Here is a 16,283-nt window from a genome sequence, read left to right as displayed (position 1 = left end):
CGATACTGACAAATAGAAAAAGGGGAGCTGATGCTCCCCTTTTGGTTTCTACTGATAATGATTTATTTAGGTGGCTTGAGCTCTCTAGCTAACAGCTCTCACTCGGCCTTGTTTAAGGTCTGAAAGAACCTGTGCTTTTGGACCATCTGCAATGATGCAGCCTTTCTCCATTACGATCACTCGATCGACAATGTCCAACATCGACGTTTTGTGTGTAATCAGAATCAACGTCTCGCTTGGCAATAACTGGTTGAGCTGATGTTTGATGTGCATCTCTGAGCGATTATCCATCGCACTAGTCGGCTCATCCATCAACAACACTGGCGGGCGTCCTAGAAAGGCTCTAGCAATGGCAATCGACTGACGTTGACCACCAGACAGCAAAGCACCACCTTCACCCACTTGGCGTTCTAAACCTGCAGGATCTTGCTGAGTAAACGCAGTTACGCCTGCACGGTTTGCCGCATCCATCACGTCACGGTCATCCACCAAAGGGCGGCCTAAGGTGATGTTGTCTCTTACTGAACCGTAGAACAAGTTACTGTCTTGCGGCACACAACCTATATTGCGTCGTACGTCGACATGATGCAGTTGCTCCATATCCGTGTCATCAATGCGTACATGGCCTTCTGTAGGCTTGTAGAGGCCCATAATCAGACGTTCTAGTGTGGTTTTACCTGAACCAATACGACCAATGATTGCTACTTTCTCACCAGGGCTAATATTGAGGGTTAAGTCTCTGATAGAAGCCACTGGTGAATCAGGGTAGTGGAACGTCACTTTATCTAGCGCGATATGACCCTGAATAATCGGACGGTGGATATAACGTTTACCTTCTTCTTGTTCATCTGGCATCGACATTACTTGCTCAATCAGAGTCATTGATGACTTCGCTTGGTTGTAACGAGTCGAAAGCAAAGACAACTGAACAAGAGGACCAATCGCTCGGCCGCTCAACATGGTCGCGGCGATCAAGCCACCCATCGTAAGTTCACCTTCCGCTATTAGGTACACGCCTAAAATGATCATACCAACGTTAGTACTTTGCTGAACAAAGCCGGCGGTGTTTTGGATGCTGTCAGTGATGCGTCGGCTTTTGATATTCCAATTCGCCATGTGAGCAACCGCTTCTTCCCAACGGAATTGGAATTGGCTTTGCGCACTGAACAGCTTAACCGTCTCTAACCCTGCCAAACTCTCGATTAAGTTCGCGTACTTCTGCGAAGCAAGACGAGAGCCTTCTTCAATGGTACGGCGCAGTGGGCCTTGGATTAGCAATGCATAGACGATCAAAATGACCACGCCAGCAACGGGAACGAATACAAGGTTTCCAGCCATTAACCAAATGAGTGCTAAGAACATCAGTGCAAAGGGGAGGTCGATGAGCGAGCCAATGGTTGCAGAGGTAAAGAATTCTCGGATTGATTCAAATTCTTGCAGGTTTTTAGCGAAAGCACCGACAGAAGCTGGCTTCGCTTCCATACGAATCCCCAGTACTTTACTGAACAGCTTGGAGGAAATGAGAATATCGGATTTCTTACCAGCAACATCAATGAAGTAGCTTCTCATCAATTTGAGCAGCAAATCGAATAGGAACACGACAAAGATACCACTCGCTAGCACCCATAAAGTTTCAAAGGCGAGGTTCGGTACTACCTTGTCGTACACCAAACGTGTGAACATGGGCGCGGCAATCGCGAAGATGTTGATCAGAATGGAGGCAATCAACACATCTCGGTAGATGTTTTTAGATTCCCAAATCGTACTCCAAAACCAATGCCCTTTGCGTGTTTTTAGAACCTCTGGTGAACGTTCATCATAACGGAACTGTTTCTTGACCAAGAAGTAGCGACCGATGAATTGTTCTTTCAGCTCTTCGACAGGAATGATGATTGGCACCATTCCGCTTTCCGCTGTAATGATTTCCGCTTCTTGCTTCTCTAAATCGATACTGTTGAGAACGCACGCCTCACCTTGTTTAAGCAGTAAAACCGCAGGCAGAATCAGGTGAGGGATCTTTTCTAAGTCGGAACGGTTTTCTTTCGCCACTAATCCTGCTCGTTCAGCAGAACGAGGGAATAGGAAAGGGGTTAGCTTTCCATCGGATAGTGGTAGCCCATTGATCAACGCTTCGGGCGAGTTAGCTAACCCGTAATACCGGCTAACGTAGATCAGTGAGTTCAATAGTGGATCTTGCATGTGATATAACCCTTACAACTATTTATCAACAATGAAGCCTTGGAACACTTCTACGTAGTTATCAGACAGGATATCTAGCTGAGTCTGAGTTTCTATTCGTGACGCGATGGTGGTGACGCCTAGGTTGTGAGCGGTTCTAGAGATCGACGTTAAGGTGAACTTCTGTTTTTCGTCATCAAGATTATGTGTGAACAGGTAATCTAGCTTCACATAGCTTGGACGGTATTCGTTGATGTAATCCAGTGATTGGAAGTTACGTCCGTAGTTATCGACACCAAACACCGCTTCAGCGTTGCGAATGGTGTTACACAAGAGTGCCGTGTAGTGCGGAACGTTGATGAAGCAGTTTTCTGGAATCTCAAAGTGCAACAGGTGAGCGATTGAAGCATTCTGTTCAAGCGTCTTACCGATCCAACGGATGAAGCTTGGTTGAGAAATACTGCTTGGTGAAATATTAATAGCGACAGGGCTGGTTACTTCTTTTGCATTAAGCTTTTCAATCATCTTCTCGATAACGTATTGGTCGAGAATGTGGCTCATTTCAAGCTGTTCTAGGGCGTATAGATACTGGTTTGCACCGTAACGCACGCCATCTTTTTCAATCGCAGAGAACACTTCTTGGTGATACGTTTTACCAAAGGCATTGTTTGCAGCCTGCAGACGGAAGGTAATGAGGTCGTTGATGATCGCTTCTTCAACCAACATGCGCCATTGTTGTTTGCCCATCACAGCGCCGTGATCGTCTGCGGTTACGTAGCCGTAAGACAGCTCTCGGTTCGCCTTGGCACTTGAAAGTGCGTTATCCACCAGCGACATGATTTCAGTACTGGTTTTACGCGTGTTGCTGTATGTCACACCAAGAGCAATGTGTGGGTTCGCAGTGCCTGTTGGGTCTGAACCTAGGCTCTGAATACAGTTTACGATGCTGCTCGCGACAAGTTTCAGTTCGCTCTCATCAATGTTTGGCATGATGAAACCGAACTCGTCACTAGAAATACGAGCGATGGTGATATCTGGTGATGAGATTGAAGCTTGTAGCTGTTCAGCCAGTTGATGAACCAGGGCATCACCTTCTTGATAGCCCTTTTCATCGTACTCTTCACTAATAAATTCCGCTTTAAGCACCGCTAAACCACCTAAGCTCGACTCTTCTAACCATTGTGTTAACTGAGACATGTAGTAAGCACGGTTACCTAGCTGAGATACAGGGTCGATATACGCTCTTTCACGTAACTTCTGAGCTTCTTTCGCTTGGTTTTTAAATGCCAGTTCAACTTGAGTCGACATGTGGTTGATACCATCGACAACCAAGGTTAGATCTTTTGTCTTTGGACGAGCCAGAGGTTCGCCAAACTGATTCTTAGCGATCTGATCCATCTTCGTAATGATCAACGAGAGCGGGCGTAAAGCGCGCTTAAGGATCCAAGAAATAGATACCAAACCGAGCAAGAAGATCGTGCCAAATATGCTCAGTAAGCGGATGAATGCTTGCCAAAGTTGATCATAGGCAGGGCCAGGATGACTTACGATCTCGACTTCGGCCAATTGCATCCAGCCACTGGTGATCACGCGGCGGTCATGAACAGGCTCGAACAGGTTTAGGTTGGTAAACCACTCCGGTACGCCGGTTGGCTTTACAGGGTATGAGCGGAGAATGTCTTCACCGCTGTCGAGAAAGATTAATCGAACGACGGAATAAGAACTGCCATCAAACAGGGCGTTGATAACAGACTCCACTGCCACCTTGTCCTTTTCTTCTAAGTAAGGGGCGAGAGCCAGTCCAACAGTATTAATGGTATTACTTACCTCAGAGCGTTGCTGCTCCTCTAAGTATCCACGGGTGGTATTGAATTCGATCATAAAAACTGACGTCATCAGCAGTATGAACACTGCAACCATCCCGACCACAAGCTGTTTATATAAAGTCATTGTACCTACTCATCGTAATTGATAATGGGTTTGTTTAATTTTAGAGAGCGCTCACGTGAACGTAAGTCGTTCCATAAGCTCAATCTTGAAGATTTCCCTGCTAACTTGCCGCTGCCTGCTGCCGACTTGATCAACCAAAGGTTTTTACCGTTGAAACTGTAAATTGGTCGTAGATCTGGGCGTTTGGAACCGCGTTTAATTTCAGGGTTTAAGTTGTCCAAAATTAGTGGCTCTGCACTCGGTGTTGAGTAGTACGCCAACACCATGTGGAACTGGTTTAGCTCCAGTGCTTTTACGTACACTAATCGTAATTTTTTATCTGGGACGCCTAGTTCAAGCAAAGAGAAGTATTTTGCGATAGTGAAGTCTTCACAATCACCGGCGTTGCTGCCTAAAAATTCCAGTGGTGTTGCCCAGTAGTCATTCTTTCCCCACAGTATGTTGTCATCGACAAAGTACATCTGGTTGAAGAACTGGTTCACCGATCTGAGCTTCTCTTTTTCACTTAATCCGTCGTATGACGTCATATTTGAGCGCCACGTTGCCACTCGCTTTCCGGCTCTATCGCCGTAGGTTTTGGTCACCGCATCTATCCACCGTTGGTCGCTCTTGTTGAGCGCCACAGAGGTAAAAGAGGTGAGGACCAGCAGCAAGAGCGAAATCCGAGACTTCATAGCCTCTGCTCTTGTCTATTTACTGTGTGTTGAAAGGCGTTGTTAAACATCAAACGTCCTTACTCTTTTAGTGCATTGTTTTGAGCGCTTAATAGTGGCTTCAACATGTACTCAAGCACGGTTCTTTTACCCGTGATGATGTCGACAGAGGCCGTCATTCCCGGAATAATTGGTAGTTCTTCGTTTTTACCAAAATTGTGTTTTTCGGTGCGTACACGCACGATGTAGAAGCTGTTGCCTTCTTCATCTTGAGTGGTATCGGCGCTGATGTGCTCTAACACGCCTTCTAGACCACCGTATTTAGTGAAGTCATAGGCACTAAATTTAACGATGGCAGTCAATTCTGGGCGTAGGAAAGCGATATCTTGCGGGGCGATCTTCGCTTCAACCAATAGAGAGTCTTCTGTCGGTACAATCTCAACGATGTCCATACCCGGTTGGATAACCCCGCCGACAGTATTAATACCAAGAGTTTTAACGGTGCCAGTTACCGGAGAAACCACCACGGTACGGTTTACTCTGTCCTCAAGGCCAACGGCCGATTCAGTCATTGCAGATAGCTTGTCTTGGGCTTGATTGAGTTTTTCTTGTTGTTCGGAGCGGAAGTTCAGTGCGGCATCAATACGGCTGAGCATGGACTCTTTGATTGCTGAGCGTAGCAGAGGGATTTTTAGCTCGCTTGAAGTCATTTCTCGGCGAGTGTCGTTCACTTGTCTTTGCAGTTTAAGTAATTCAATTCGTGGTACTACCCCTTCATCGGCGAGAGGTTTGGTGATATCCAGTTCTTGGCGGGCAAATCGGTAACTCTGTCTTAAGTTATCGACACGCGCTTTAATTTCGACAAGGTCTTGTTGTTTCTGTTCAACTTGTTGATCAAAAACGGAAAGCTGGTTTCTCAGATTATTGAGATCTTGACGATATTCTGCTTTTTGACGATTAACCAGTTGAGGTTGAAGTTCATAGAATTTAGGTGGGAACGCAAGCTTGCCATAATCGAGAGTGACACTTTTCTTCCATTCTTTTTCAGAGAACTCTTCGTTGATGACAACACTGGTTAATGAGGCTGAAAGCATCAATACGTTGGCGGTTAAATTGGCAACTTGTTGTTCACGTTCGCGGAAGTCTGAGCGGAAGCGAGTGTCATCGATCAATAGTAGTTGTTGACCTTTTTGAACTTGTTGGCCTTCTCTAACTAAGATCTCTTTAACCAAACCACCCTCAAGGTTTTGCACCACTTGGAGCTGAGAGGAAGGGATGACTTTGCCTTGGCCAACGGTAACTTTGTCGATCTCTGCCCAGGCAGACCACCCAATAGCAGCAATAAAAAACAGAACGATCACCCACAACATAATACGCGCACTGGTGGGCGTATTGAGGAGCAGTGCCGCTGTTTTATCATCGACATACTCAAGCTCGGTCTCGTTCAATTTGCTGAAATTTTTCTGACTCATAACAGTCCTTGTTCGCTAAATAAAAGTGCAAGCCTATTGAGTGTATTCTTACTTTTGATAAATGTTAAGATTTTGCTCCTTTAAATCTTTGAATTTATATATTTTTTAAGACTTATCGGTTCTTGAAATCTGTTTTATCGAGTTGGTGCTTTCTTAGTTTGTCATACAGTGTTTTTCGCGACACCTGCAGCTCTTGTTGTACTTCTTTTAAACGACCTTGATGACGATGTAGCGCCTCAATCAAGATAATTTGTTCAAAGCTATCGGTGCGTTGGTTTAACGACTGTTGTTGCTCTTCAATGCTCATATCGAGTTCATTGTCGTCATTTGGCTCATTAGTATCGCTGTCGAGCGACGGCTGCTTAATTTGAGTCAGCACTCTGAGTTCAGCATGTTGGCGAAGCTGGCGAATGTTCTCCGTCCAATGCGTTGCAATGAGTCGTTGAATCTCTTTTTCTGTAATGACGGGGGGTGGCAGCTGATAGCGACTGGCTGCACCACGAGCAAAGTGTTTGAACAAAGAGCCAATATCTTCCGTTCTTTGCGCCAAGGTTAGTAAATTAAATCGGCGCAGTTCACCTGTAATTGTAGTAGGAACTACTGTAGTTGCGATAATGATACAAGTTGCATTGGTCTTGCATGAGTTTTCACGAAGTAGAGTGGGTTTTAGATTCGCTAACCACAGCCATTGATCCTGAGTTAATGCTTTTGTCTCATGGATATAGAGTGTTCCACCTTGATGCTTCAAGAACAGTTGCAAAACAAACTGATGGAATGTCGCTTCGTCATTGCGTGGCAAATTAAACGCAGCAACAGGGCAAAGCTCCGCAGTTTGATGACTGTGTAAATCATGAGTGTATTGTGCTGTGACCCTTTTCCCCGTCCCTAAATCACCAACAAACAATAGAAGTGGGTTGGTTTTGGTATCTAGGGTGATCAACTCTCTGCGTAATGCCTGCATCGATGGAGATTGACCAATCAGTTTTGGGCCAACCTGATTTTGCATTGCCAACTCTTTACGCAATAGGTTGTTCTCTTCAACCAGTGCGAGTTTATCTGCCGCTTTTTTAACGGCAGTGAGTAGGGCATCGACCACAAATGGCTTTTCCAGAAAATCGTAAGCGCCGGCTTTCATCGCTGATACCGCGGTTTGCACGTCACCATGTCCGGTAAGTACGATGACCTGAAAATGAGGATTTTGGCTCAGCAACTTTTGCGTTAATTGAATGCCATCCATTACCGGCATGTGAATATCGGTGATGACAATTCCGGCTTGCGTGGTATCTATTTTCTTTAATGCCTCAATAGCATTGGGAAAGCAGACGATATCGATGCCTTCAATGAGCATGGCTTGTTCTACGGAGTCTCGAATGGCGGGTTCATCGTCGACAAAATAGAGTTTAGGCATAGAGTGCAAAAGTCGAGTCCTTAGCTGTAGGTGAGATTAGCAGTATGTGAGATTCGTTTTCTAATCAGCGATAACAACGGCGTGTTAGCCCTTATCGTTATATAACGGGATGTTTAGCGAGAATACCATGCCTGAAGGCTCTAACCGGTTCGCGCTGATCGTGCCGTGATACGCTTCAATAATCCGTTTCGATATTGAAAGCCCTAGCCCTAAGCCTTCCGGTTTGGTGGTAAAAAACGGGTCGAACAGCTGTTCTAGCTTATCGTTCGGCATGCCAATTCCGTTATCCCAAATGATCAGCTGACAAGAGTCATGATGCAGTTGCCATTCGATACCTATCTGTGGGCTAGCCTGTTGGTCAACGCTTTCCAGGTTTTGTTGCTCCTGCAAGATTTTCTGTTCAAGAACTTGTTGTTGCAGCGCTTGAGTCGCGTTGTGAATCAGGTTCACCAGTACTTGTTCGAGTTCGGTTGGATGAATCGCAATATTGATGTCATCTGGCACCGTGCTTAGCCTTAGCGTAATGCCTTGCTTGATCATCAGCGCACTGAGAATGCTAGTGGCGTTATTGACCGCTTGATGCAGGTTCGCCACATGATGTTCTTGTTTGGTGACCTTGCGAGTAAAGACTTTGAGTCGCGCGATGATGTCGGTAATGGTGTTGTTGAGGCCAATCATTTTCTCAAGATTGCTTTTCACTAAATCGGTTCGTTCCATTTCAAGCAGTTTTAAGCTGTTTTCACTGTAGGTTCGCAGTGCTGCTAGTGGTTGGTTGATTTCGTGGTTAATGCTGGCTGACAGTTCGCCGAGTACCGCTAATTTCGCGGTTTGTGTCAGCTCTTGTTCTGTCTGCTTCAACTTGGATTGCGACTCTTGGTATTGAAAAAGGGTTTGTTGTAGCTGTTGATTGGCTTGCTTCAAGTAGTGGGTACGTTTATCTACGGTTTGTTCTAGGTTTTGGTTGAGTTGGGTCAACGCCACTTTCGCGAGATAAGTCTGGCGCCACGACCAAGCGATGAGCATCACCAAGCTGTAAATCACCACGAAGATGACATCGATCTGCAAGATTTTAATAAGTTCAGCTCTGGTCTCTTTTAGGGCGACGACTTGGTACTGGTTGTTGCTGATGGTAGCGGGGTAAAGATTAAAAGCACCAAGCTTGAATAACTGGTTGGCGGTGAGCTCTTTTCGGATTTCATTGGATTGAAGGTTGCTAGATTGATTGGCGTTGCTAGCTTCTGACTGAGATCTTGAAGAACGAAAGGCTTCGATGATCGAAATTTCGCTTTGACCGTATTGGCGTTGAAGTGCGATATCCGTTTGTTGTTGCTGCGTTAATGGCAACAGTGAATGATAAAGCCATGGAGCTTGGCTTGATAGAAAGACCACTTGGTTCGAGTCGAGTACTACGATCTCAAAGTCGTCGCTGGTCAGGATGTTTTCGAGGTTTTCTAAACTCACTTTTACGGTGATAACCCCCACAATGTCATTCTCAACATACAGCGGTGAAGACAGAAAATAACCGCGTACGTTCGAGCGAGCGCCTAGCGCGACATATTGTGTGTTGTTACCTTGAATGGCAGAAGCAAAGTAGGGACGAAACGAGAAGTTCTCACCTACAAAGGTACGAGGCTTTTGGTAATTACTGGAAGCGACCACAGTACCGCTCGGGTCGTGAATATAGATGGTGTCGGCCTGGCTTTGATTCGACCATTCAAACAGCAATTGATTGAGCTGCGCAGCGGAAATCTTGTCTGCTCGTTGTGATGAGTCAAAATAAGAGAGCAAGCGCGGGTCATGGCTGAGCAAATCCGGGATCTGTTTGAATTTATCCAATTCAGAATCGATTTGTAGATTGGCTTTATTCGCCGCTTCATCGAGTTGCTGAGTGACGATTTTTTCTTGGAATTGCACTGCCATAAAGTGGGTTGCAGTCAGCCCTGCAGCTCCCAATAACAATGAGAATAAAACAAAGGGTGTCATTAGGTTAGGCAGTATTTTGGTCACTCGGATTTCAACTTGTCATCGGTTTGTATAAAGATTATCAATATGATGGAGAGAGTACCGAGATCTTGTTAACACAGAGCACCTTCTGTGAGACAAAACCATGGCTTAGACTTGTGTTTCAAAGGATTACGGCGCAAAATCACAAAAAAATTAAAAGGAGCAACCAAATGGAACTGACAGATATTCGTCGCGAATACGCTAAGGGTGGATTGAGACGTAAAGACTTGGCCGCAGACCCGATTGAGCAATTCAATTTATGGCTAGAGCAAGCCATTGAAGCGAAGTTGACGGACCCTACTGCCATGACAGTTGCTACGGTTGATGAAAATGGTCAGCCATTCCAACGCATTGTTCTGCTGAAGAATGTTGATAAAGACGGGTTCGTTTTTTACACCAACTTAGGTAGCCGTAAAGCGCACCAGCTTGAGCACAACAGCAAAATCAGTTTGCACTTCCCTTGGCATCCACTTGAGCGACAAGTTCATATTACGGGCACGGCTGAAAAGCTGACGGCTATGGAAAATATGAAGTACTTCTCGTCACGTCCAAAAGAGAGCCAATTGGCCGCGATTGCAAGTAAGCAGAGTAGCCGCATCTCAGCACGTGGGATTTTAGAAGGTAAGTATCTAGAGCTTAAACAGAAGTTTGCCAAAGGCGAGATTCCTGTGCCTTCTTTCTGGGGTGGTTTCCGTGTACGTGTAGATAGCATCGAGTTTTGGCAGGGTGGAGAACACCGCTTGCACGACCGTTTCTTGTTCTCTCGCCAAGACAACAGTTGGGATATTGATCGCCTAGCGCCTTAGGCTGCTTGATCGCTTAGCTGCTTAACAGATCCAAAAATGCCGTTGATTAGACTTATCAAATCAACGGCATTTTTTTGTCTGCATTTTCAGTTGAACAGTCAATCAGTCACTGTGAAGAACAACAGAGATCTGTTTTTTGAGCAGAGTTTCTGGGATCACTGAGCCCAATCCTGAATCCAATGCATACTCAATCAATTGGCTTTTACTGCGTGCATCAAACTTCTGTTTCAATCTGGCGACATGACCTTCGACCGTTTTGATTGAAATGTTTAACGTCGACGCGATGTACTGTGGTTTCTTGCCGAAAAGCAGTAAGAACAGTACCTCTGATTCTCTCGAAGTCAGCCGCTTTTGCAGCTTAGACACGCGCGGCTCTGACCCTGCAAGCGATGCCTGATCGCCTTTTGTCCCTGTGGCCTGACAAACCCAATGACCAACCTCTAAGATCGCGGTATCGGTAAGCTCTTGGCCATAGAAGATGGTGCCTTGGACGTTGTCGTCGTCATCAAGCCAAGGGGTTTTGGTAAAGATATGGGCGTGCCAGCGTCCGTCTGGATAGGGGTGAATATCGAGGATCTTAAGGGTGCTGCGTGTATCCATCACATGTTTGTCTTGAGCTCTGAAATCTTGTGCGCACTCAGTGGTTTGACTGGGCATGTCGAAGTCGGTCAAGCCAGTACAAGTTTCATTGGGTTTTAAGCCAATCAATTGGTTGTAAGCAAGGTTGGCGTACACGAAGACCGAGTCAGTATCTTTGCAGCCCCAGCAGCCTGGAAGTTGTTCGAATAAAGAACGATGTATGGAGTTGAGTGGATCTGGCAAGGTTTTATCTCGTAAGCTGAGTTATGGCAATGATATCAGTTTCTTATAGCGCTGCAATGGCAATTAGAGTACGAAAAATAAGGGGTGACTGACAGTTAAACGGACTGCTGATTAACTGTGTCAATCACGGAGAATCGATGGGCATAAAGGGTGATAATCAGGCAAAAAAAAAGCCAGCCTGAAGAGGGGCTGGCTAAAGACAAGATATGCCTTGTCGACATGTAGAAGATTTTCAGTCTAATTTACGAGGGTCAGGTAAATTAAACTGAGGCATCAATTTGATACCCAGAGTGACTTACTACTCTATCGACGAATCTACTCCTAGGAATGCTTATGCATAAGGGGGGAATTCCCCTATAAATGCTGCTCAATGTGATAATTGAGAACCTAGAGTAAATATTTGGGATTCTGAGCCTGTGATTGGGAGCCTACAGTTCTCGTACTACTCGGAATCCTAGATAGTTCGCTGCCGTTGAAGGCGGTACGTACAGTTCGTTAAACACCTTTGCCTCTTCAGGAGAGAAGCTCCACGCGCCACCCTTCGCTAGGCCTCTCTGAACGGTTGTCCATTCCCATACATTACCCACCATGTCGTAGAAGCCTGTTGGCGTTGGTAGGAATGACTTAACTGGAGATGTACTAACGTTTGACCAAGGTGTACCCGCCCAACCTGTGTTGGCTTTGCCTGAACGGAATTCATTGCCCCACCAGAAGTTGGTGTCTTGGCCAGCTCTTGCTGCAGCTTCCCACTCTTGTGGTGTTGGCAAGCGGTAAGTGAAGCCGGTGTTTTTAGATAACCAACGTGTATACGCTTTGGCATCGTTTTGGCTAACACAAACTACTGGTGAGTTATCAGCTTGCTTAAAGCCTGGGTTCTGCCAGTCTTTGTCTGAAACGGTTGTGATCTCTGCATTGACGAACGTATCGCAGGTGTTCATCAGCTCAGCGTCTGTCTGATAGCCTGTACTTTTTACGAATGCTTTGAAGTCTTGAACACGGGTTGGTGTTGCTGCCAATGCAAACGGCTGTTTGATGGTCACTTGTTGTGCGTTGTTTTCTCCCAGTAGGTAGCGACCCGAGCCGACAACAATCATTTCAGGGCTCTGAATGTCGTTACCCATCGGATCGGCAAACTTAGTACCGACATTCAATGAATTTTGCTTGGCTTGTAATACGGCTCGTAGGTTGTGATCGCGGGCTATCTTCAACTCTTGGTGGAAAGAAAGGTAGCCTTCTTTTTCGATCGTGACCATGTGTTGGCCCGTCGGTAACATCACCTCAACCGGTGTACTGCCATAGTTCACGCCGTTGATAGAGACATTGTCGTTGTATTGGTTTGAACGAACCACCAAGTTAACCCAAGCAACTTCTTTTTGCTGGTCGTTGGCTTGTTGCTCGCTTTGCGTGAAACAGTTTGATGACTGAATACCAAGTAGACGACAAGGGGTGTTCTTATCTGGACGAGTTTCTAGGTTCGCCGCAATCACCGCTCGGTAACGGTTATCTTCAGAGAAGCCAGAGGATTTCACTTTGTGTTGCAGAACGTGAATGTTCAGCGAAGCAGACGCAAGGTGCTCTTTCACTGTTTTCGATTCAGTCGCGTTGTCCACTAGGCTATGCTGGAACTGTTTTACCGCTTTTTGAAGTGCCAATGTCACCGTTTGGTCTGAACACTGCGCCAGTGTCATATCGCTGCTGCAACGGTTGGTAAAGCTAACTGTTTGCTCTTCCGTCTGAGTGATCTCGTTTCTTAGTCGCTCTGCTCTTGCTCTTAGCTTGTCTTGGTTCAGGTTTGCGATTGAAGCTTCTGCCGCGGCTTTCTCGGCTTGGATAGCCTCAAGCTCTATCATCAAGCCTTGCTGCTTTTGCTCTGAGTCTGAAATCGCAAGTTTGCCTTCTTTTACGGTTTTCCAAGCGTCTTGGAAGCGTTTTTGAGCAAGCGAGATATCGAAATCGGGCTCATCAATCATGCGCGTGTAATCTTGCTCTAGGCTGGCTTTTGCCTTTGCGAGTGTATGCTCTGCTTGAGCTGATAACTCAGCTAGACGTGCCGTTTGCTGCGCCTGATTGTCGACTTCATTTTGTTTGTCAGCCAATTTCTTCTCAACAGCCGTTAAGTCGGCATGCTTTTCGAAAAGTGAGCTTTCAATGTCGGTGACAGAGGACGCGATCGCTGGTGGTGTTGCCTCAGCAAAAACAGCTGGCGTCATTAAGCAGGGAGCAAGTGCAAATAATAGAGTAGGAAGACCTTGGCGCATGATGGGCTACTTCAATCGTAATTTAGGTTAATCGAATATTCTAAACGAGAACGCCATTTCGTCTGCAGCTACTGTTTATAACGATAAAACAAGGTTATAACGACCATACAAATTTGTAACGATCATACAGTTTATAACTATCAACAAAATGGCGAGTGTTCATTCAGCTTTGTGAAATAGGCACGGCTATCTGATATAGAGCTAAGCGCTTTGTATCGGCTCAGCTCTATTTAGAAAGGGTGTTTAGCTTTCTTTGCTAGGAAGAAGCTTAACCCAAATCGTGTCGCTGCCGTTGATGGTAACTGTGCGGTTGTAAGACTCGTAACCTTGTTTTGAAATGGTTACTTGGTGACGACCACTTGGTAGCGCAACCTCAAGAGGGGTGCTGCCATACTTAATGCCGTTGATGGTTACTGAGTCGTTGTACTGATCAGAACGTACCGTCACGTTAGCCCACTGCTTATCACTTTTCTTAACGACTGCGGCGTCACTGCCTGTTAAACAGTAGCGAGTCGAAACATTCAATAGGTTACATGCTGCAACTGCTTCAGGTTTTGCTTGAAGTTGAGCTTGCATCTGCATGAAGTAAGAGTTGTTTCCAGAGAAGCCGCTCTTGATCGCTTGGCTGTCTTGAACATGGATATTCAGCTGAACACCTTGTAAGTTTTGCTTCGCTAGAGTGCTTTCTGTGAGCTGCTCAAGTAATTGGCTCTTGAACGTTTGCACGGCTTTTTGATTGGTCAGGTGTTTACCCTGTGCAGTACACTCACCCAGTGTCATTGTTGATGAACATGTGGTGGTATAGCTGGTTTCAAGCACCGCACTTTCACGCAGTTCTGTTGCGATACGTTTTACGCGAGCTTCAACTTTTGACTCTCTCAAGTTTGCCAGCTCATTATTCAGGCGAGCTTGCTTTTGCTTGATTTGAGAAAGGTGAATTTCGCTCTCGTTGATCGCTTGTTCGTTATCTAGTTGAGACGATTGGTTCTCTTTAACCGCAGCCCAAGCGTCTTGGTAACTTTTCTGGAAAGAGACTAAATCCGTTTCTGGATCTTCAAGCAAGCGACTGTACTGTTTGTCGAGTACAGACTTGGCTCTGTTACGTTTTGCCTTAAGTTCTTCACCTTCGCGCAACAACTTACTGTTTTTGTTTTGTAGTTGTTTTAGGTTCTCAGTCGCCGATACTTTGGTTGCTGAAATACGCTCAATATCTGAGTTTTTCTCTGTTAGCTTTGCATCGATAGCTGAAACGGGATCGACTTGATTCAGTTCTTCAGCGGATACCGATGCAGATACCCAAAGTGGGGATAGCGCAAGTAAAAGCGCTGAAATTCGAAAGTTAGTCATAGGTCCCTGCAACTTGTAGATTGAAAATTGGCTCGTTAATAAAGTGTCTACTTCCTAGTTGTGAGTCACTAGTTATTAGCAATTAACACAGTACCCGTCTTTATACCGTTTTATTGCTATCCAATCTACTCAAAAGCCAAGTTTCGGTACTTCGGATACACTTTTTACAGGTTTATAGCCAATTATTTGAGCTATATAAGAAAATTTATTCATTATGTTGGCGTGAAGAAGCATTTATTGACCACATGGTTTTTCGTGCTTGTGTGATTGCTTGTGTGATTGCTTGTGTGATTGCTTGTGAAGCCCCTAAACTCGCCGGAACGATTGGTTTTACAATGCCCGTAGTTTGTACACTCTTGATCATCTTTCCGGAGGCATGATCAAGATGATCGCGGTAATGATCTTCTGTTTAAGGCGAGGAAATGACTCTCATGATCATTTACAAATTCATCTTATGCGGATTTCAGAGTATTATTCTTACTATGTCGATCTGAGTATTTTGCTGTCATGCCAAAACCTTTACCCTTTCCAAACCTAGACTTGTCCCCGCTAGGCCTTACTGGCCCTCGCCCTGCGGAGATCATTACTTTGCCTTCGCATATGGATTGTCACGATCACCATTATTCGCAGGTCGTGATTGGTTTAAAAGGTCAGGCAGAATTTGAAGTTTGCGGTAAGGGTAATCTTATCGGGCCGGGTCAAGGTTGTGTGGTAACAGCGAGCTCTGATCATGCTTTCGGTGGGGTGGTCGGTCAGTCGGATATCCTAGTGCTCAACATGCCAGTGCCAACCGATGATGACCCTCTGATGTTAGAGAAGATTAACCAGTTAGAATCATCGAACGTCTACTTTCAATTAGACGCGCAAATTCAAAAGCTTATCCATATGTTGGTGCAAGAAATGCAGGCGAGCCCGGATGATCTATTGTTAAGCCGTGCTTGCAATGACACGGTGATCGCCTTAATGCAAAGGCACATCTCAGCGTTTGAAACCTCAATTAAAGACTCGCGTTTTGATCTTGAAGCACTGGATCGCTATATCGAGCAACACCTCGCGAATAAGATCTCTGTCGCTCAGCTTGCGGGCAGCGTGTTCTTGGGCGAAAGCCAGTTCCATATGCTGTTCAAAGAGCAAATGGGCATTACCCCTCACCAGTATGTTCTTGGTAAGCGTATCGACCGTTCTCGCCGTTTAATTGAACAGGGTAACCTTAGCCTTGGTCAGGTCGCAGAACTGGCTGGTTTCTCCGGTCAATCCTCTTTTACTCACACCTTTTCACGCCTTCAAGGCATGTCTCCATCCCAATACAAAAAGAAAATTTCTGTTAAATAGTGAAACAAAACGGCATATTATTTTAAAGTTTCATATGTGACGTTGTGTTTGTT

General features: G+C 45.5%; 12 protein-coding genes. 2 read left to right on the top strand and 10 right to left on the bottom strand.

All coding sequences use genetic code 11. The annotated features are described in order from the left end of the window. Positions 1-84 precede the first annotated feature (84 nt). The 6 genes from MSG34_RS03660 to MSG34_RS03635 all read right to left on the bottom strand — a co-directional run bounded on the left by MSG34_RS03660 (position 85) and on the right by MSG34_RS03635 (position 9,668). Positions 85-2,199 (bottom strand): type I secretion system permease/ATPase, encoded by a 2,115-nt coding sequence (locus MSG34_RS03660; protein WP_248336307.1) that lies wholly within the window; start codon positions 2,197-2,199, stop codon positions 85-87. An 18-nt stretch (positions 2,200-2,217) separates the two neighbouring features. Beyond that, positions 2,218-4,128 (bottom strand): LapD/MoxY N-terminal periplasmic domain-containing protein, encoded by a 1,911-nt coding sequence (locus tag MSG34_RS03655; protein ID WP_050647601.1) that lies wholly within the window; start codon positions 4,126-4,128, stop codon positions 2,218-2,220. A gap of 5 nt (positions 4,129-4,133) precedes the next feature. After that, positions 4,134-4,802 carry a transglutaminase-like cysteine peptidase gene (locus tag MSG34_RS03650; RefSeq protein WP_019823329.1) on the bottom strand — a complete coding sequence of 223 codons (669 nt, stop codon included), beginning with the start codon at positions 4,800-4,802 and terminating at the stop codon, positions 4,134-4,136. Between the two features lie 59 nt (positions 4,803-4,861). Next, on the bottom strand, positions 4,862-6,253 hold the full coding sequence (locus MSG34_RS03645) for an HlyD family type I secretion periplasmic adaptor subunit (protein WP_248336306.1): 1,392 nt from the start codon (positions 6,251-6,253) through the stop codon (positions 4,862-4,864). 112 nt (positions 6,254-6,365) lie between these two features. Then, positions 6,366-7,661, bottom strand: coding sequence for a response regulator (locus tag MSG34_RS03640; RefSeq protein WP_081229179.1), 1,296 nt, complete (start codon positions 7,659-7,661; stop codon positions 6,366-6,368). Between the two features lie 84 nt (positions 7,662-7,745). Next, the gene (locus MSG34_RS03635; RefSeq protein WP_248336305.1) at positions 7,746-9,668 is read right to left on the bottom strand and encodes an ATP-binding protein; all 1,923 of its coding nucleotides are present in this window, start codon (positions 9,666-9,668) and stop codon (positions 7,746-7,748) included. 167 nt (positions 9,669-9,835) lie between these two features. Here MSG34_RS03635 and pdxH point away from each other — a divergent pair, with 167 nt between their 5' ends. Continuing rightward, positions 9,836-10,471, top strand: a complete 636-nt coding sequence (pdxH, locus tag MSG34_RS03630) for a pyridoxamine 5'-phosphate oxidase (RefSeq protein WP_017061203.1) — start codon at positions 9,836-9,838, stop codon at positions 10,469-10,471. A 102-nt stretch (positions 10,472-10,573) separates the two neighbouring features. Here the strand turns inward: pdxH and MSG34_RS03625 are convergent, their stop codons facing one another. The 4 genes from MSG34_RS03625 to MSG34_RS03610 all read right to left on the bottom strand — a co-directional run bounded on the left by MSG34_RS03625 (position 10,574) and on the right by MSG34_RS03610 (position 15,262). After that, entirely contained in the window at positions 10,574-11,293 is a 720-nt protein-coding gene (locus MSG34_RS03625) for a helix-turn-helix transcriptional regulator (protein ID WP_029235686.1), read from the bottom strand. Between the two features lie 428 nt (positions 11,294-11,721). Continuing rightward, complete coding sequence (locus MSG34_RS03620) at positions 11,722-13,551, bottom strand: SUMF1/EgtB/PvdO family nonheme iron enzyme (RefSeq protein ID WP_248336304.1); 1,830 nt, start codon at positions 13,549-13,551, stop codon at positions 11,722-11,724. A gap of 243 nt (positions 13,552-13,794) precedes the next feature. Beyond that, positions 13,795-14,898: a PEGA domain-containing protein gene (locus tag MSG34_RS03615; protein WP_017065149.1), complete on the bottom strand. Its 1,104-nt coding sequence runs from the start codon at positions 14,896-14,898 to the stop codon at positions 13,795-13,797. A gap of 205 nt (positions 14,899-15,103) precedes the next feature. Next, positions 15,104-15,262, bottom strand: coding sequence for a hypothetical protein (locus MSG34_RS03610; protein WP_248336303.1), 159 nt, complete (start codon positions 15,260-15,262; stop codon positions 15,104-15,106). A 143-nt stretch (positions 15,263-15,405) separates the two neighbouring features. Between MSG34_RS03610 and MSG34_RS03605 the strand changes: the two genes are divergently transcribed. After that, positions 15,406-16,230 (top strand): AraC family transcriptional regulator, encoded by an 825-nt coding sequence (locus MSG34_RS03605; protein ID WP_019823315.1) that lies wholly within the window; start codon positions 15,406-15,408, stop codon positions 16,228-16,230. The last annotated feature ends 53 nt before the right edge of the window (positions 16,231-16,283 follow it).

The organism is Vibrio sp. 1CM2L, assembly GCF_023161695.1.
Taxonomy (GTDB): domain Bacteria; phylum Pseudomonadota; class Gammaproteobacteria; order Enterobacterales; family Vibrionaceae; genus Vibrio; species Vibrio coralliirubri.
This window is presented reverse-complemented; position numbering and strand designations above follow the sequence as displayed.